Consider the following 17,049-nt stretch of genomic DNA (forward strand, 5'->3'; position numbering starts at 1 on the left):
CATGGATGAAGCAACACGTCGCTTGCGGATGAGCAATCCGTGGCACCTGTTGGCAACCGGCTTCGGTAGCGGTTTGTCACCGGTGGTACCGGGCACCATGGGGTCGCTGGCGGCGATCCCGTTCTGGTTGTTGTTGATCCAACTGCCGTGGCAACTCTATTCGCTGCTGGTGATGTTCAGCATCTGCATCGGCGTTTATTTGTGCCACCAGACGGCCAAAGATATGAAGGTCCATGATCACGGCAGCATCGTCTGGGACGAATTTGTCGGGATGTGGATCACGCTGATGGCGCTGCCGGTCAACGACTGGCAGTGGGTTGCCGCGGGCTTTGTGATTTTCCGCATTCTGGATATGTGGAAGCCGTGGCCGATCCGTTGGTTCGATCGCAACGTGCACGGTGGCATGGGGATTATGATCGACGACATCGTCGCCGGGGTGATTTCCGCCGGTATCATCTACCTGATTGGTCATCACTGGCCTGCCGGGCTGTTCTGATGACAAGGGCGCAGTTCATCATGCTGCGCCCTTGATACTCACTGTACTATTCAAATCCTGTCACATGATGCGGCACATAAGCCGTTTCCAGCTCGGCTATCTCTTCCGGTGTTAATTCAAGATCGACGGCAGCGACGGCGTCTTCCAGGTGTTCATGACGTGACGCGCCGATGATTGGCGCACTGACGACCGGCTTGCTCAATAGCCATGCCAAAGCGATTTGCGCCCGAGATACGCCGCGTTCTTGCGCAATGCTTGCCACGCGTTCGGCGATGATGGCGTCAATGCCTTCGGTTTCATCGTACAAGTTTTTGCCGACCTGATCGGACACCAGTCGCGCGGTGGTTTCACCCCATGGGCGGGTCAGGCGCCCACGTGCCAGCGGGCTCCAGGGCAGCACCGCGATGCCCTCGGCGGCGCACAGCGGCAGCATCTCTCGCTCTTCTTCCCGCTGGATCAGGTTGTACTGATCCTGCATGCTGACAAAACGCGTCCAGCCGTGCAGATCGGCGGTATAAAGTGCCTTGGCGAACTGCCAGGCGTACATCGAAGACGCGCCGATATAACGCGCCTTGCCGGCTTTCACCACCTCATGCAGCGCTTCCAGCGTTTCTTCCAGCGGCGTTTCATAGTCCCAACGGTGGATCTGCAACAGATCAACGTAGTCGGTGCCCAGTCGCTGCAAGCTATCGTCGATGGACTGCATGATTTTAGCGCGCGATAGCCCAGACTCGAGATTGCTCATCGGGAAATAGACTTTGGTGGCGAGCACTACTTCGTCACGGCGAGCGTAATCGCGCAGCGCCCGGCCGACGATCTCTTCGCTGCTGCCATCTGAGTAACTGTTGGCGGTATCGAAGAAGTTGATGCCGGCATCCAGCGCCTGTTTCAGCAGCGGGCGACTGCTTTCTTCCGGTAGCGTCCAGGCATGGTTGCCACGGTCGGGTTCACCGTAGGTCATGCAGCCGAGGCAGATGCGGGAAACGTTCAGGTCGGTATTGCCCAGTTTCAGATACTTCATGCTTTCCTCCCGGTATCAGCACAGAACTATAACTGTAGCGGGTTTTCGGGCGACGCAAATGAAAACGCCCCCGCAATGCGGAGGCGTCGGTCAAATCAGGCGCGAAAATTATTGCGCCAGCCAGACCTCAATCTTCTGCTGTATCCCTGCGGCATCCAGACCCAGATCGACACGCACCTCTTCCTGGCTGCCTTGTGAGATAAAGCTGTCCGGCAGGCCGATATTCAGTACCGGGATAGCGCGACGCTTGGCCATCAGCAACTCGTTAACACCGCTACCGGCACCGCCCATAATGGCGTTTTCTTCCAGCGTGACCAGCGCGTCATGGCTGGCTGCCAGCTCCAGCACCAGCTGTTCGTCCAGCGGTTTTACGAAGCGCATATCCACCAGCGTGGCATTGAGCGCTTCCGCCACCTGCGCAGCTTCCGGCAGCAAGGTGCCGAAGTTCAAGATCGCCAGTTTTTCACCTTCACGGCGGACAACGCCTTTGCCGATCGGCAGCGCGCTAAGAGGTTCCAGCGGCGCGCCGGTACCCGTACCGCGAGGATAACGTACGGCGCTTGGGCCTTCGTTATAGTGATAACCGGTGTAGAGCATTTGGCGGCATTCGTTCTCATCACTTGGCGTCATGATCACCATGGTCGGGATACAGCGCATGAATGACAGATCGAACGCACCCTGGTGAGTCTGGCCGTCAGCGCCGACAATACCACCGCGATCGATGGCAAACATCACCGGCAAATTTTGAATCGCGACGTCGTGGATCAGTTGATCGTAAGCGCGCTGCAGGAAGGTGGAGTAAATCGCCACCACCGGCTTGTAGCCGCCAATTGCCAACCCGGCAGCGAAGGTCACCGCGTGTTGTTCTGCGATCGCTACGTCAAAATATTGCTGCGGATAGTCGCGGGAGAATTGCACCATGCCCGAGCCTTCACGCATTGCCGGGGTAATCGCCATCAGTGAGCTGTCCTTGGCTGCGGTTTCGCACAGCCAATCGCCAAAGATTTTTGAATAGGTCGGCAGGCCGCCGGCACTTTTCGGCAGGGTACCGCTGGCAGGATCGAATTTGGGTACCGCGTGGAAGCTGATCGGGTCTTTTTCTGCCGGTGCGTATCCACGGCCCTTTTTGGTCATGATATGCAGCAGTTGCGGGCCTTTCAGGTCACGCATGTTCTTCAACGTAGCGACCAGTCCCTGAACGTCATGGCCGTCGACCGGGCCAATGTAGTTAAAGCCCAGCTCTTCAAACAGCGTGCCCGGCACGACCATGCCTTTCAAGTGTTCTTCGGTACGCTTGACCAGCTCTTTGATTGGCGGCAGGCCGGACAGCACTTTTTTACCGCCCTCACGCAGGGTGGAGTAAAGCTTGCCGGACAGCAGCTGCGCCAGATGATTGTTCAGCGCACCGACGTTTTCCGAAATCGACATTTCATTGTCGTTAAGCACCACCAGCATATCCGGATCGATATCACCGGCGTGGTTCATGGCTTCAAATGCCATACCGGCGGTGATGGCGCCATCGCCGATAACGCAAACCGTACGGCGGTTTTTGCCTTCGCGAGCCGCAGCTACCGCCATGCCGAGACCGGCGCTGATCGAAGTCGAGGAGTGACCAACCGACAACACGTCATACTCACTTTCCGCACGCCATGGGAAAGGGTGCAGGCCATTTTTCTGGCGAATGGTGGAGATCTTGTCGCGGCGACCGGTCAAAATTTTATGCGGGTAAGCCTGATGACCCACGTCCCACACCAGATGATCGAAGGGGGTTTGGTACACGTAGTGCAACGCCACCGTCAGTTCGACGGTACCCAGCCCGGAGGCAAAGTGGCCGCTGGAACGACTGACGCTGTCCAGCAGGTATTGCCGAAGTTCATCACACAGTTTCGGCAGGCTCTCTTTCGGCAGCGAACGGAGTTCATCGGGATTTTCCGCTAGCGCCAGGGTCGGGTATTTGGCTATATCAAGACTCATTCGATACTCATATCAGAGGAGTTAACGTCACACGTTAATTGTCGCGTTCAATAATGAAGCTGGCTAACGCTCGCAATGGCGCTGTGTTATAAGATTGTGCTGCCAAAGTGTCTAATGCAGCTAAAGCTTCCTGATAGAGATCCCACGCTTTTGCTTTCGCGCTGTCAAGCCCGAGCAAAGCTGGATAGGTGCTCTTTCCGTGTTGCTGGTCCGCCCCCTGGCGTTTACCGATTTTTTCGGTTTCGCCGACCACGTCCAAAATATCATCCTGCACCTGAAACGCCAGGCCTATCGCGGCGGCGTATCGGTCAAGCTGCGGTAGCGCTTTACGGCCAGGTTCACCGGCGGCCAAGGCCCCAAGGCGAACTGCTGCGCGAATTAACGCGCCGGTTTTGTGGCGATGGATCTGTTCCAACGCTTCCAGACCTATCTGTTTATCTTCGGCTTCCAGATCCAGCGATTGCCCACCGCACATGCCGGCAACGCCGCTCGCGGTGGCCAGTTCGGAAACCATCGCCAACCGATCGCGCAGCGCCACATCGGGCATGTCGGCATCGGCCAGAATGGTGAATGCTAGCGTTTGAAGCGCATCTCCGGCCAGAATGGCATTGGCCTCGCCAAATTTGATGTGGCAGGTTGGCTGACCGCGACGCAAATCGTCGTCGTCCATGGCCGGCAAGTCGTCGTGAATCAGCGAGTAGGCGTGGATGCATTCTACCGCAGCCGCGGGAGCATCCAAATTATTCAATGATACGCCAAACATCTGCCCGGTAGTGTACACCAGAAACGGACGCAGGCGTTTCCCGCCCAGCAGTGCACCGTGACGCATTGCCGCCACCATATTGCCATCGTTGAATGGCAACGGTGCGATAAAATCCAGCAGCGTGCGGTCGGCCCGCTGGCGCAAGGCCTGCAACTGGTCAGAAAAAGCGGTCTGTTGGACAGTTTCGGACATGGTGATTACTCGGCATCCGGTGTGAAAGGCGTCAGCGCAGCATCATCGGCGCTGTCGTTAAGCAAAATTTGCACGCGTTGCTCCGCCTGCTGCAGCTTCTGCTGGCCCTGACGCGCCAACTGCACGCCGCGTTCGAATTCATTCAGCGCGTCTTCCAGCGGTAACTCACCCGATTCCAGACGCGTCACGATGTTTTCCAGCTCGCTGAGGGAGCTCTCAAAGCTGACGTTTTGCTCTGTACTGTCTGATTGTGCAGGTTTTTTCGGCATAATTTTCTTTTTACATCATCATGTGAACAGTGGCGCCAGAGCCTATCCTAGCGGATCTTGATTGGCAAATCATGGCGCGCATGTGTGGTTTTGTGCACCGAGGCTCACCAGATAGTGATATACTCTGCGCCGCAAATGCGATTGATAAAACATTCGGCAACCCCGTGGGTTTTATCAATCGCATATACATTGTAAATCCTTTTCCCTCGTAATTCTGACAATAAAGACCGCCATGAAGTTTATCATTAAATTGTTCCCGGAAATCACCATCAAGAGCCAATCTGTGCGCTTGCGCTTTATCAAGATCCTCTCGACCAGTATCCGTAACGTCCTGAAGCAGTATGATGAAACACTGGCGGTCGTCCGTCACTGGGATCATATCGAAGTTCGCGCCAAAGATGAAAACCAGCGGCCGGTAATTGCCGACGCGTTAACGCGCATTCCCGGCATTCATCACATTCTGGAAGTGGAAGACCGCGAATATACCGATATCCACCATATTTTCGAGCAGACGCTGGAAGCCTACCGCGAGCAACTGCAGGGGAAAACTTTCTGCGTGCGCGTAAAGCGCCGCGGCAAGCAGGACTTCAATTCGCAAGACGTTGAGCGTTACGTCGGTGGCGGTCTGAACCAGCACATTGAGAGCGCGCGCGTTAAACTGTCGCACCCGCAGGTGACGGTTAACCTGGAAATCGAAGACGACAAGCTGATGCTGGTCAAAGCCCGTCGTGAAGGCATTGGCGGTTATCCGGTGGGCACTCAGGAAGACGTGCTGTCGCTGATTTCCGGTGGTTTCGACTCGGGCGTTTCCAGCTATATGCTGATGCGCCGTGGTTGCCGCGTGCATTATTGCTTCTTCAATCTGGGCGGCGCCGCGCATGAAATTGGCGTACGGCAGGTGGCTCACTACCTGTGGAACCGTTTTGCCAGTTCGCACAAGGTGCGCTTTATCGCCATCGATTTTGAACCTGTGGTCGGCGAGATCCTCGAGAAGGTCGAAGACGGTCAAATGGGCGTGGTGCTTAAGCGCATGATGGTGCGCGCCGCTTCACAGATAGCGGAGCGTTATGGCGTGCAGGCTCTGGTGACCGGTGAGGCGCTGGGTCAGGTTTCCAGCCAAACACTGACTAACCTGCGTTTGATCGACAACGCATCCGATACGCTGATTCTGCGTCCGCTGATCTCCCACGACAAAGAGCACATCATCAAAGTGGCGCGTGAGATTGGCACCGAAGACTTCGCCAAGACTATGCCGGAATACTGCGGCGTGATCTCGAAAAGCCCAACGGTGAAGGCGGTCAAAGCCAAAATCGAAGAAGAAGAAGCTCACTTTGACTTCAGCATTCTCGATCGCGTGGTCAGCGAAGCCAAGAACGTGGACATCCGCACCATCGCCGAGCAGACGCAGGAACAGGTTACCGAAGTGGAAACCGTGGCGGCGTTTGGCGCTGACGAGGTGATTCTGGATATTCGTTCTAATGACGAGCAGGAAGACAAGCCGCTGAAGCTGGATCAGGTTGAGGTGAAACCGCTGCCGTTCTACAAACTCAGCACCCAGTTTGGCGATTTGGACCAGAGCAAAACCTACCTGCTGTACTGTGAGCGTGGCGTAATGAGCCGCTTGCAGGCGCTGTATTTGCTGGAGCAGGGCTACAACAACGTCAAGGTCTACCGTCCGTAATCAATCCAGGGGCGGGTTAACCGCCCCTGTGATTTAATCGCGAAAGTCGTACATCCCCGGAATCAAGACCAACTGAGCGGCAATCTCCGCCGCTTTGGCTTTCCCCAGCAGTAGATCAATCAGCTTCAGCGCAAACTCCATCGAAGTTCCCGGCCCCTGGCTGGTGAGCAGGTTAACGCGCGCGTCGTATACCACACGTCGTTCCATCCATTTATCGGCCGGGATCTGTTCTTTCAGCCCCGGGAAGCCGGTCATATTGCCGACGGGGAACAGATCGTGATGTTGCAGCACCAGCGCGGGTGCGGCACAAATGGCGGCGACGATATTGCCCTGAAGATGCATCTGACGCACTTTCTCCACCAGCAGCGGGCTGTCGCGGAAACACTCGGCACCTTTCAGACCGCCGGGCAGCACTATCGCGTCGAAGGGATCATCGACAATAGACACCAGCGCCGCATCTGCCAGCAGCTTGACGCCGCGTGAGCAGACAATAGTCAGGTCGCCATCGCCGGCTACGCTGGCGGTAGTGACTTTGATGCCCGCCCGAACCAACAGATCTATCGTGGTGACGGCTTCGATTTCTTCGCTACCAGGTGCCAGGCAGACCAGCGCCGATACGCTCATATTCATTTTCCTTTCGCTTAATCAATTCAAACAGTCGCGCGTTCTCCGGCAGAGTCACGCCGTGGCTGCGTGCGCGACGCAGCAGATAGCCGGTAATGTAGTCGATCTCGGTATGCCGCTGAGTACGGATATCTTGCAGCATCGAAGAGACGTTGTCCGCAGTGCTCTGGATCACCTCCATCACATACTGCTGTAAGCCTTCGCAGGAGGTATGGTAACCCTCCATCGCCATCACGCCGGCGACTTCACGGCAGATGGCCTCAATTTGTTCCGGATAGCGCTGCAAATCGCCATTGCGGCAGTTATACAGGGCCGTTAACGGATTAATCACACAGTTGACCGCAAGTTTACGCCAGTTCGCCGAGGCAATGTTGTTGTGCCAGGCGACGTCAGGCAGTGCCTGATGCAGCACTTCCGCCAGGTGGCTGAGCGAAGTCGCCGCCGGAGATGTCGGGCCGATATGGGTGGTGCCGCCGGCAACATGGATAATAGTGCTGCCGTCATGGCGTGCCGCATGGGTGGTGGTACCCTGCAGTATCGGCTGGTTGTTCGGCGGCAGCTCGTCCTGCGTGCCCATGCCGTTATGCAGCAGCAGGATGGCGCAACGCGGGTGCAGCTTCGGCAGCAGGGCGCTAACCGCCCCAGAGACTTGCCAGGCTTTTAGCGTGACCAGCAACAGTTCGCTCTGGGCCAGATGTTCAGGATCGTTGGTGGGCAAATTACGGTTGAACGAGCGGCCTTCAGGCTCAATGACGTTCACTGCGCAAAAGGGTTGCGGTACTCGTAACCATCCCTGTACGTCATGGCCCTGCTGATAAAGCCGGGAGAGCCACAGCTGTCCGAGCGCGCCGCAACCAAGAACAGTTATTTTCATCCAGACTCCTTGGGGTAACGGGAAGAACGCCCAGTATCTATCCTATAATTATAGACTTTTCTGCTGCGCGGCGGGGCCGGCAAATTTTGTCTGAGGCGCTAAAGCGGTTATCATGCTCGGCATCGAAATCGCCTATCGCATTAGGCTCTAATTCAGGAGGAAGAAGTATGCCATCTTTCGACATTGTTTCCGAAATTGATATGCAAGAAGTACGTAACGCCGTTGAGAACGCCACGCGCGATCTTGGCACCCGTTGGGATTTCCGTAACGTACCGGCCAGCTTTGAGCTGAACGAAAAAAACGAAAGCATTAAAGTCGCCAGCGAATCTGATTTTCAGGTGCAGCAACTGCTCGATATTCTGCGTGAAAAACTCAGCAAGCGCAGCATTGACGGCGGCGCGCTGGAGATCCCCGAGGAGCTGACCCACAGCGGCAAAACCTACAGTGTGGAAGCCAAGCTAAAGCAGGGTATTGAAGCCGCCCAGGCGAAGAAAATCGTCAAGCTGATCAAAGACAGCAAGCTGAAAGTTCAGGTGCAGATCCAAGGGGATGAAGTACGGGTAACCGGTAAATCACGCGATGACCTGCAGGGCGTGATGGCGCTGGTGCGCGGTGCCGATCTGGGGCAGCCTTTCCAGTTCAAAAACTTCCGCGACTGATCCTTTCGCCAAGAACAATATATTGATGGGGCCGGCTTGCCGGCCCTTAGTCTGATGACAAACACCCGAAAAACGTGGTTTTCGGATGTTTGGGGTAAATCAGAAGATATAATCCTTTGTTTTTATTAGCCCCAAGGTCAGGACTTTTAACTGCAAAGGACTTTGTCAGTAATCTGGGGGCCGGCTTGCCGGCCCTTTTCTTTACAGCGAATTCACCAGCGCTTCCAACTGACCGCGGTTGGTTTGCTTGGTATCGACCTTTACGTAGGCGCTGCGCTCTTCCGGCACCACAATCGCTTCTGCTACACCCGGCTGGGCCTTCAGGCGGCTTTCCAACGCCGAGTCTTTCACTGCCAGTTCCGACAGCGTAATACGCAGGCTGCTCACGTACGGCGGTTCCTGCATGGTACTGCTGACCATAAACCAGATGGCGGCTAAAACTGCCCCGGCGATAAAGACCAATCCCGCGCCCTGTAGGCCGTACAGAAATCCTCCCAGGCTGCCGCCAATCGCCACGCCGATAAACTGGCTGGTGGAGTAAACCCCCATGGCCGTGCCTTTATAGCCCGCCGGCGACTCTTTACTGATCAGGGAAGGCAGGATCGCTTCCATCACGTTGAACGCCATAAAGAACAACTGAACGCCGGCAATAATGCCCCAAAGATGCGTGCCAGACAGCCACAGCAGCACTTCAGCACAGAACAATACCGCCACGCAGCCCATAAACACCTGCTTCATGCGGCGCTTCTTTTCGGCATAAATGATAAACGGCACTACGGCGGCGAAAGACACCAGCATGGTGACCAGATAGACAATCCAGTGTTCGCTGGGCGCCAAACCGGCTTTTTCCATCGCTAATGGCAGTGCCACGAAGCTGGACATCAACAAGATATGCAGGCACATGATGCCGAAATTCAGTTTCAGCAGGCGGGAATTGCTCAACACCTTGCTGAAACTGCCACGGACTATACTGGATTCGCGGTTCAGCACGTGGCTGCTGGCGGAAGGCACGACCGCCAGGGTGATGACGATACCGGCCAATGCCAGCACGGCAATCATCCAGAACAGCGCATGCAGACCAAAAGCGTGGGTGACTATCGGGCCGACCACCATGGCGATGGCGAAGGTAATACCGAAGCTGACGCCGATGAATGCCATCGCTTTGGTACGGTTCTGTTCCCGGGTCAAATCAGACAGCAGAGCCATTACCGCTGCGGCGATAGCCCCTGAGCCTTGCAATGCCCGGCCGAGGATCACCCCCCAGATGGAGTCGGTGGCGGCGGCGATCACGCTACCCAGCGCGAAGATCAACAGCCCGCCGACAATCAGCGGCTTGCGGCCGATGCGGTCGGAAATCAGGCCGAAGGGAATTTGGAACACCGCTTGCGCCAGGCCGTAAATGCCAATGGCGATACCGATCAGCGTTTCGCTGGCGCCGTTCAACGCCATACCGTAGGTGGTCAGTACCGGCAGCACCATAAACATGCCGAGCATGCGCAGTGAGAATACCGTTCCTAATCCCCAGGTCGCCCGTCGTTCCAGCGGGGTCATTGCATTATCGTTCATTAAAACCTCATTAAAAGCCATTCCGTCAGGTTATCGGTGATAACGCCTGATGGGATAGCTTCTGTTAAAACTGCGTCATTTTAGTGTGAAGGGCAGGGGGGGTAAATCTAATGTTGTTTAGCAGATATTACAGTTCGTCGGTTTTTCTGCGAGACAAATAAAATGGGCCGCTAAGCGGCCCATTCACAGACGATTTGGCTTACCAGACGTAAGTCATCAAGGTTTCCGGCGAGGCCGAAGCGCTGAAGTCGATAGACATCATCACGCTGAGCGAGGTAATGGCAACAATCGAGAACACAAACAGTTTGCGTGCCCAAACGCTGTCATTTTCGGCTTTGTAACCACGCAGCGCCATCCCCAGCCACCAAACGCTCACCGCCGCAGCGACGATCAGGTATTTGTAGCCGGCGTAGCCGCCCAAAGTCAGCATCAGCGTAGCAACCATAAATGCCACGATGTAGACGGTGATGTGGTTCTTCGCCACCGAGATGCCTTTGACGACAGGCAGTACCGGAATGTTGGCCGCCTGGTAATCTTTAAAGCGGAAGATGGCAATCGCATAGGAATGCGGCATCTGCCACAGGCTAAAGATAGCCAGCAGGATCAACGCACCGGCATCGAACTCGTTGGTGACTGCACAGTAACCGATAACCGGTGGTGCAGCGCCCGACAAGCTGCCGATCAGCGTGCCATATACCGAGTGGCGTTTCATGTACAGGCTGTAGACGCCGACATAAACCACAAAGCCCATCACCGCCAGCCACATGGCCAGCGGGTTGGCGCCAATATACAGCAACGCAAAGCCCGCAATACCCAGGGCGGTAGCGTAAACCAGGCTTACACTCGGCGCGATCAGGCCTTTTACCAGCACCCGATTCTTCGTTCTCTCCATTTTCTTGTCGATGTCGCGGTCAATGTAGTTGTTAAACACACAGCCCGAAGCGACAACCAACGAGACACCCACCAGGGTGGCGAGAAACAGGGGATAGTCGATGCTTCCTTTGGAAGCCAACAGGAATCCCCCGACGACAGAAATTAAATTGCCGAAAATAATTCCTGGTTTAGTTACTTGCAGGTATTGCTTAATCATCACGTGCAGCTCGACTCTTAACTGACCATCATATTGATGTTGAGGTTGTACATAATCCAGAGTGAACCCACAACAACGATACCGATGATCATAGCGGTGAACAGCAATGCCACCAGGTTCCAGCGCTCTTCCGATGAGGTATTCATGTGCAGGAAGTAAATCAGGTGAACGACGACCTGAATCACTGCCATACCAACAACAACCGCCAGGATGGTTGAGTGAGAGGCGGTACCGCTCATCACCATCGCAAATGGAATCACCGTCAGGATGATCGACAGAATAAAGCCGATCAGATAGGTCTTGACGCTACCGTGGCTTGCGCCGCCGTGAGAAGTTTCATGGGATGAATGACTCATGACATAACCCCCAGCAGGTAAACAACGGTGAAGACGCAGATCCAGACCACGTCCAGGAAGTGCCAGAACAGGCTCAGGCACATCAAACGGGTTTTGTTGGTTGCGGTCAGGCCACGCTTGCTGACCTGAATCATCATGATGACGATCCAAACCAGACCGGTAGTTACGTGCAGACCGTGGGTCGCAACCAGCGCGAAGAAGCTGGACAGGAACGCACTGCGATCCGGGCCATTGCCTTCAACGATCAGGTGATGGAATTCGTAGATTTCCATCGCGACGAAGCCCAGACCGAACAGGAAGGTCAGGAACAGCCAGGTGTTAACGCTGCTAACCTTGCCTTTGTTCATGCCGATCATCGCCATACCGTAGGTGATGGAGCTGAACAACAGCAGGAAGGTTTCAACCAAGACAAACTTCAGATCGAAGATTTCTTTGCCAGTGGGACCGCCAGCGGTCCCGTTCACCAGTACTGCATAAGTCGCGAACAAGCTCGCAAACAAAATACAGTCGCTCATCAGGTAGATCCAGAATCCGAAGACTTTGGTCTCTCCTGCGTCGTGGTGCCCATGCTCTGCATGGGCTGCGTTATGGTTAGTCAGAGTATCAGTTGACATGTTTCACGCCTGCTTTGCTGATTTGTTCATAGTGTTGGTTTTCAATGCGCTCGATCTCATCAACCTGCACATAGTAATCAACATCTTCATCGAAGCTCTTGGCAATCCAGGTCACGATCATACCTATGAAGGCAGCGATCGCCATCCACCAGATGTCCCAGATCATCGCGAAACCAAATACCAGGCTGAAGCCAGCAATAATCACACCGGCACCGGTATTCTTCGGCATATGAATCGGTTCGTATTTAGCCGGTTTCTTATAAGCTACGCCTTTTTCTTTCATGTCCCAGAATTCATCACGGTCATGAATCTGTGGCACTACGGCAAAGTTATAGAACGGCGGTGGAGACGAAGTCGACCACTCCAGCGTACGAGCACCCCATGGGTCACCGGTCAGGTCACGGTTCTGCTCACGGTCACGCACACTGACGAACACCTGAATCACTTGGCACAGGATACCGCAGGCAATCAGAGCCGCGCCGCCAGCCGCTACCAGCAGCAGTGGGTGGAACTCTGGGTTGATGTTCTGGCTGATACGACGAGTCATACCCATAAAGCCCAGAGCATACAGCGGCATAAAGGCCACGAAGAAGCCGATGATCCAGAACCAGAACGCACGGATACCCCATTTTTCGTTCAGCGTGAAGCCGAAGGATTTAGGGAACCAGTAGGTCAGGCCCGCGAAGCAACCGAACACCACACCACCAATGATAACGTTATGGAAGTGGGCAATCAGGAACAGACTGTTGTGCAGCACGAAGTTCGCGCCCGGCACGGCCAACAGAACACCGGTCATACCACCCACGGAGAAGGTGATGATGAAGCCGATGGTCCACAGCATAGCGGAGTTGAGCTGAATGCGGCCTTGGTACATGGTGAACAGCCAGTTGAAGATTTTCACCCCGGTAGGGATGGAAATGATCATGGTGGCAATACCGAAGAAGGCGTTTACGTTCGCGCCGGACCCCATGGTAAAGAAGTGGTGCAGCCATACGATGAACGACAGAACGGTAATCGCGATGGTTGCCCATACCAGTGAGGTATAGCCGAACAGACGTTTTCTCGAGAAGGTCGCGGTGACTTCGGAGAACACACCGAACACCGGCAGAACCAGGATATACACCTCTGGGTGACCCCAGGCCCAAATCAGGTTGATGTACATCATCATGTTGCCGCCCATATCATTGGTAAAGAAATGGGTGCCCAGATAGCGATCCAGGGTCAGCAACGCGATGGTTACGGTCAGAATTGGGAAAGAAACGATGATCAGGACGTTAGTACACAGAGCTGCCCAGGTGAACACCGGCATCTTCATCAGAGGCATGCCAGGAGCACGCATCTTCAGAATGGTGGCGAAGAAGTTCACACCGGTCAACAGGGTACCAATACCGGAAATCTGCAGACTCCAGATCCAGTAGTCGACCCCGACGCCAGGACTGTATTCCTTGCCCGACAGCGGCGGATACGCCAGCCAACCTGTCTGCGCGAACTCACCAACCCCCAGAGAGATGTTGATCAGCACTACGCCCACCACGAAGAACCAGAAGCTCAGGGAGTTCAGGAACGGGAAGGCAACGTCGCGCGCACCGATTTGCAAAGGTACCACTACGTTCATCAGACCGACCACGAAAGGCATCGCCATGAAGAAGATCATGATGACGCCGTGGGCGGTGAAGATTTGGTCGTAGTGGTGCGGTGGCAGGAATCCGGCCTCGCCGGCGGACGCAAGCGCCTGCTGACTACGCATCATGATGGCATCGGCAAAACCACGCAGCAGCATAACCATTGCCACGATGATGTACATGATACCAATTTTTTTATGGTCAACCGAAGTCAACCAATCGCTCCATAGCCATTTCCACTTGCCGAAATAGGTTATCAGCGCCAGCAGTGCCAGGCCCCCAATAACAATTGCAGCAACGGTGACCATGATGATCGGTTCGTGGTACGGAACCGCATCAATCGTTAATTTTCCCAACATCAGTTTATTCCTCGGCTCCGGCGTGAGCATGTTCACCCATGTCCATACCCTGGCTCATGTCCATACCTTCGTGCGCGGTAGCGCCTTTGTGCATGTCCATATCACCCATGAATTTGCCAATAGTTTCTTTGAACAAATTCGGTTTGACACTGGAGAAGTACTCGACCGGGTTGTTTTCACTCGGCTCTGCCAGTTTGTTAAAGTCGCTGGTGGCGTTTAGGTTATTCGACGATGCTTTCACCTTGGCAACCCATTGATCGAAGTCGCCTTCGGTTGGGGTGACAATGGCGGTGAATTTCATGCCGGAGAACCCGCGACCGCTGAAGCTGCTAGAAATACCGTCGTATTTGCCTGCTTCATTGCCGATCAGGTGCAGTTTGGTCTGCATCCCGGCCATCGCATAAATCTGCCCACCTAACTGAGGAATAAAGAACGAGTTCATTACCGAGTTAGAGGTGATCTTGAATTCGACTGGAACATCTTTAGGGAAGGCCAGCTCATTAACCGTCGCGATACCTTGTTCCGGGTAGATAAACAGCCATTTCCAGTCGAGCGACACCACTTCGATCGTCATCGGCTTTTTGTCAGTGACAATCGGCTTGAACGGATCCAGTTCGTGGGTAGTCTTCCAGGTAATGGTGCCCAGGATGGCGATGATAATGATAGGAATGGTCCAGACGACCGCTTCGATCTTGTTGGAATGTGACCAGTTCGGACTGTATTTGGCGTCTTTGTTGGAAGCACGGTACTTCCAGGCAAAGGCGAACGCCATAAAGATAACTGGTATCACTACGATCAACATCAATGCGATTGCAGTGATAATCAGTGTCCGTTGCTCAACACCAATTGCTCCTTTGGGATTCATCAATACCATATTGCAACCACTGAGCATTACAGTGGAGGCAATTAATGACAACATCCCAATACTTTTATTGTATTTCTTAAGTCTCATCTAACGACCTCAATTACAAAGGCTCTATTGTCGTTTCATGTGTGCGGGCATTTTACGGGAAGGTTGCAGTACTGTAAACATGCTTAAGGGAGTGTCAGCGCCTTGTTGACACTTTCTGTTAAGGGTGTCACAGATGTCACGCTACGTGACAATTTACTAATGGCAACAACGCGTTGGCGCGCTGAATCGTTCCGGGTAATTCGTATGTTAAGGAAAACTAAAGGTATGATGAATCTTGCAGGTGAAAACGTTTTTTTGAAATACGAATGAAAGGTTTATTTAATGTAAAATAATTGTGTCTTAAAGGTGAATTTAATTTTATTTCCGAGCGCCGTACTCGGATAAAAAAATAATTTGGACAGGAATTATATTTTTTAACTAAATAAATACATCACTCTGATGCGTTTTTGTCGACCGGCACGATGGCCGGTCGACTCGATCAGGCCAGCCGGGTTCGACGCAGTGCCAGATAGTCCAGCAGGCTCCCCATCGCAATACCTACCAGACTCAGCGCGGCGCCCATCTGCAGTAACCGATCGGCCAGGTTCGGCAAGAGGGTCCAGTCGAGCGCATTGGTGATAAGCAGGAGCAGCCACAGGCCCAGCAAGGAGCAGCCAACCGTCAGCAGGCGCAATGCCCAGCGGTAAAATTGGCGGAATTCGGTACGCGGCATGAAGTTATCTGTACGTTGAGTATATTCCAGCGTCTGACGGCACAGGTGCAACAGCAGCAGACCAGGCACCGCGGCAACGATCGAGAATAAATAGAACAGTGGCCAGCCGTGTGCTTCAACAAACCATCCGGCAATCGGCCCGACGTATACCCGTCCGACGGCAGATAACGCCGACAGCAGGGCAAACTGGGTGGCGGAAAATGACTTGTTGCATAGCGTCATCAGCAGCGCGACAAAGGCCGCGGTGCCCATGCCGCCACACAGGTTTTCCAGGAAGATGGCGCTGCCCATGGTCATGATGTTTTTATCGGTGACCGCCAGTATCCAATAGCCGAGATTGGAAACCGCCTGCAGAATGCCGAACAGCATCAGGGCACGGAACAGGCTGAGGCGTTGCATCAGCACGCCGCCAAACAGCGCGCCGACGATGGTGGCGAACAGGCCGAGCGTTTTGTTGACCAGACCGACTTCACCGGCATCGAAGCCGACGCCACGGATCAGGAAGGTGGTGCTCAGGCTGCCGGCAAAGGCATCGCCCATCTTGTACATCACGATCAGCAGTAAAATCAGCCAGGCATTGTTACGCGCAAAGAAATCACGCAGCGGAGCGACTACCGCCTGCTCCATGGTGCGCGGTGCCGGAATGCTGTCGTCGGGTTCAGGCGCCAGCAGGGTGGCAACAATACCGATCAACATCAAACCGGCCATCAACCAATAGGTCGACTGCCAGCCTAAGTAGCGGTCCGCCAGCCACAGCGCCAACCCACCGGACACCAGCATCGCCAGCCGGTAACCCAATACCGAGACGGCGGCACCGGTGCCGCGCTCTTCTGCGCTCAGCAGATCGGTTTTATAGGCGTCAAAAACAATATCCTGTGACGCAGAACAGAACGCCACCAGTACCGCCAATGCCGCCAGCCACCACAGGTGCTGTGCCGGCTGCATAAATCCCATCGCCACAATTGACACCACCAGCAACAGCTGGCTGATCAGTAGCCAGCCGCGCCGACGCCCGAGAAAGGGCGGGGTGTAGCGATCCATAAAGGGCGACCAGAGGAATTTGAACACATAGGCCTGACCGACCAGCGAAAAAATGCCGATGGTTTTCAGATCGATGTTTTCGACGGTCATCCAGGCTTGCAGCGTGCCGGAGGTCAGTGCCAAGGGCAGACCCGACGCGAAGCCCAGCAGCAGGAGGATGGCGGAATTACGCTGGGTAAAGATATTCAGATACTGTTTCGACATGAGTTCCCTGTCTGCACCG

General features: G+C 54.6%; 16 protein-coding genes. 3 read left to right on the forward strand and 13 right to left on the reverse strand.

The annotated features are described in order from the left end of the window. Position 1: 1 nt before the first annotated feature. Positions 2-496: a phosphatidylglycerophosphatase A gene (pgpA, locus tag AAZT04_RS00935; RefSeq protein WP_041414271.1), complete on the forward strand. Its 495-nt coding sequence runs from the start codon at positions 2-4 to the stop codon at positions 494-496. A 46-nt stretch (positions 497-542) separates the two neighbouring features. Here the strand turns inward: pgpA and AAZT04_RS00940 are convergent, their stop codons facing one another. The 4 genes from AAZT04_RS00940 to xseB all read right to left on the reverse strand — a co-directional run bounded on the left by AAZT04_RS00940 (position 543) and on the right by xseB (position 4,715). Further along, positions 543-1,517: an aldo/keto reductase gene (locus AAZT04_RS00940; RefSeq protein WP_115059858.1), complete on the reverse strand. Its 975-nt coding sequence runs from the start codon at positions 1,515-1,517 to the stop codon at positions 543-545. 108 nt (positions 1,518-1,625) lie between these two features. Beyond that, the gene (gene dxs, locus AAZT04_RS00945; protein ID WP_020825476.1) at positions 1,626-3,491 is read right to left on the reverse strand and encodes a 1-deoxy-D-xylulose-5-phosphate synthase; all 1,866 of its coding nucleotides are present in this window, start codon (positions 3,489-3,491) and stop codon (positions 1,626-1,628) included. Between the two features lie 34 nt (positions 3,492-3,525). Then, the gene (gene ispA / locus AAZT04_RS00950) at positions 3,526-4,446 is read right to left on the reverse strand and encodes a (2E,6E)-farnesyl diphosphate synthase (RefSeq protein ID WP_020825477.1); all 921 of its coding nucleotides are present in this window, start codon (positions 4,444-4,446) and stop codon (positions 3,526-3,528) included. A 5-nt stretch (positions 4,447-4,451) separates the two neighbouring features. Further along, entirely contained in the window at positions 4,452-4,715 is a 264-nt protein-coding gene (gene xseB, locus AAZT04_RS00955; protein ID WP_020825478.1) for an exodeoxyribonuclease VII small subunit, read from the reverse strand. Between the two features lie 232 nt (positions 4,716-4,947). Here xseB and thiI point away from each other — a divergent pair, with 232 nt between their 5' ends. Further along, complete coding sequence (gene thiI / locus AAZT04_RS00960; protein WP_020825479.1) at positions 4,948-6,396, forward strand: tRNA uracil 4-sulfurtransferase ThiI; 1,449 nt, start codon at positions 4,948-4,950, stop codon at positions 6,394-6,396. Between the two features lie 33 nt (positions 6,397-6,429). On the opposite strand, the gene yajL is transcribed toward thiI, so the two are convergent. Continuing rightward, the gene (gene yajL / locus AAZT04_RS00965; protein WP_020825480.1) at positions 6,430-7,020 is read right to left on the reverse strand and encodes a protein deglycase YajL; all 591 of its coding nucleotides are present in this window, start codon (positions 7,018-7,020) and stop codon (positions 6,430-6,432) included. After that, complete coding sequence (panE, locus tag AAZT04_RS00970; protein WP_334647697.1) at positions 6,983-7,894, reverse strand: 2-dehydropantoate 2-reductase; 912 nt, start codon at positions 7,892-7,894, stop codon at positions 6,983-6,985. Before panE ends, yajL begins: the two co-directional genes overlap by 38 nt. 167 nt (positions 7,895-8,061) lie before the next feature. Between panE and AAZT04_RS00975 the strand changes: the two genes are divergently transcribed. Beyond that, positions 8,062-8,553 carry a YajQ family cyclic di-GMP-binding protein gene (locus AAZT04_RS00975; protein WP_020825482.1) on the forward strand — a complete coding sequence of 164 codons (492 nt, stop codon included), beginning with the start codon at positions 8,062-8,064 and terminating at the stop codon, positions 8,551-8,553. A gap of 201 nt (positions 8,554-8,754) precedes the next feature. On the opposite strand, the gene AAZT04_RS00980 is transcribed toward AAZT04_RS00975, so the two are convergent. The 7 genes from AAZT04_RS00980 to ampG all read right to left on the reverse strand — a co-directional run bounded on the left by AAZT04_RS00980 (position 8,755) and on the right by ampG (position 17,030). Next, the gene (locus tag AAZT04_RS00980; RefSeq protein WP_434678696.1) at positions 8,755-10,119 is read right to left on the reverse strand and encodes an MFS transporter; all 1,365 of its coding nucleotides are present in this window, start codon (positions 10,117-10,119) and stop codon (positions 8,755-8,757) included. Between the two features lie 199 nt (positions 10,120-10,318). Further along, complete coding sequence (gene cyoE, locus AAZT04_RS00985) at positions 10,319-11,209, reverse strand: heme o synthase (protein WP_020825484.1); 891 nt, start codon at positions 11,207-11,209, stop codon at positions 10,319-10,321. Between the two features lie 17 nt (positions 11,210-11,226). Next, entirely contained in the window at positions 11,227-11,565 is a 339-nt protein-coding gene (locus AAZT04_RS00990; protein WP_020825485.1) for a cytochrome o ubiquinol oxidase subunit IV, read from the reverse strand. Further along, positions 11,562-12,179 (reverse strand): cytochrome o ubiquinol oxidase subunit III, encoded by a 618-nt coding sequence (locus tag AAZT04_RS00995; protein ID WP_334647699.1) that lies wholly within the window; start codon positions 12,177-12,179, stop codon positions 11,562-11,564. The genes AAZT04_RS00990 and AAZT04_RS00995 overlap by 4 nt, the downstream gene beginning before the upstream one ends. Then, complete coding sequence (gene cyoB / locus AAZT04_RS01000) at positions 12,169-14,160, reverse strand: cytochrome o ubiquinol oxidase subunit I (RefSeq protein ID WP_427692032.1); 1,992 nt, start codon at positions 14,158-14,160, stop codon at positions 12,169-12,171. The genes AAZT04_RS00995 and cyoB overlap by 11 nt, the downstream gene beginning before the upstream one ends. A gap of 4 nt (positions 14,161-14,164) precedes the next feature. Further along, a complete protein-coding gene (gene cyoA / locus AAZT04_RS01005; protein ID WP_041414273.1) occupies positions 14,165-15,112 on the reverse strand; it encodes a cytochrome o ubiquinol oxidase subunit II in 948 nt (315 codons plus the stop codon). Positions 15,113-15,551: 439 nt separating this feature from the next. After that, a complete protein-coding gene (ampG, locus tag AAZT04_RS01010; RefSeq protein WP_020825489.1) occupies positions 15,552-17,030 on the reverse strand; it encodes a muropeptide MFS transporter AmpG in 1,479 nt (492 codons plus the stop codon). Between the last annotated feature and the right edge of the window lie 19 nt (positions 17,031-17,049).

This window comes from Serratia sp. Je.1.23.a (assembly GCF_051129805.1).
GTDB classification, from domain to species: domain Bacteria; phylum Pseudomonadota; class Gammaproteobacteria; order Enterobacterales; family Enterobacteriaceae; genus Serratia; species Serratia liquefaciens.

What these genes read in the sequence shown, in the direction of transcription:
- cyoB (WP_427692032.1), bottom strand. Translation starts at nt 14,160, where the DNA reads ATGTTGGGAAAATTAACGATTGATGCGGTTCCGTACCACGAACCGATC.
- AAZT04_RS00940 (WP_115059858.1), bottom strand. Translation starts at nt 1,517, where the DNA reads ATGAAGTATCTGAAACTGGGCAATACCGACCTGAACGTTTCCCGCATC.
- AAZT04_RS00990 (WP_020825485.1), bottom strand. Translation starts at nt 11,565, where the DNA reads ATGAGTCATTCATCCCATGAAACTTCTCACGGCGGCGCAAGCCACGGT.
- AAZT04_RS00980 (WP_434678696.1), bottom strand. Translation starts at nt 10,119, where the DNA reads ATGAACGATAATGCAATGACCCCGCTGGAACGACGGGCGACCTGGGGA.
- pgpA (WP_041414271.1), top strand. Translation starts at nt 2, where the DNA reads ATGGATGAAGCAACACGTCGCTTGCGGATGAGCAATCCGTGGCACCTG.
- AAZT04_RS00975 (WP_020825482.1), top strand. Translation starts at nt 8,062, where the DNA reads ATGCCATCTTTCGACATTGTTTCCGAAATTGATATGCAAGAAGTACGT.
- ampG (WP_020825489.1), bottom strand. Translation starts at nt 17,030, where the DNA reads ATGTCGAAACAGTATCTGAATATCTTTACCCAGCGTAATTCCGCCATC.
- thiI (WP_020825479.1), top strand. Translation starts at nt 4,948, where the DNA reads ATGAAGTTTATCATTAAATTGTTCCCGGAAATCACCATCAAGAGCCAA.
- dxs (WP_020825476.1), bottom strand. Translation starts at nt 3,491, where the DNA reads ATGAGTCTTGATATAGCCAAATACCCGACCCTGGCGCTAGCGGAAAAT.
- xseB (WP_020825478.1), bottom strand. Translation starts at nt 4,715, where the DNA reads ATGCCGAAAAAACCTGCACAATCAGACAGTACAGAGCAAAACGTCAGC.
- panE (WP_334647697.1), bottom strand. Translation starts at nt 7,894, where the DNA reads ATGAAAATAACTGTTCTTGGTTGCGGCGCGCTCGGACAGCTGTGGCTC.
- AAZT04_RS00995 (WP_334647699.1), bottom strand. Translation starts at nt 12,179, where the DNA reads ATGTCAACTGATACTCTGACTAACCATAACGCAGCCCATGCAGAGCAT.
- ispA (WP_020825477.1), bottom strand. Translation starts at nt 4,446, where the DNA reads ATGTCCGAAACTGTCCAACAGACCGCTTTTTCTGACCAGTTGCAGGCC.
- cyoA (WP_041414273.1), bottom strand. Translation starts at nt 15,112, where the DNA reads ATGAGACTTAAGAAATACAATAAAAGTATTGGGATGTTGTCATTAATT.
- yajL (WP_020825480.1), bottom strand. Translation starts at nt 7,020, where the DNA reads ATGAGCGTATCGGCGCTGGTCTGCCTGGCACCTGGTAGCGAAGAAATC.
- cyoE (WP_020825484.1), bottom strand. Translation starts at nt 11,209, where the DNA reads ATGATTAAGCAATACCTGCAAGTAACTAAACCAGGAATTATTTTCGGC.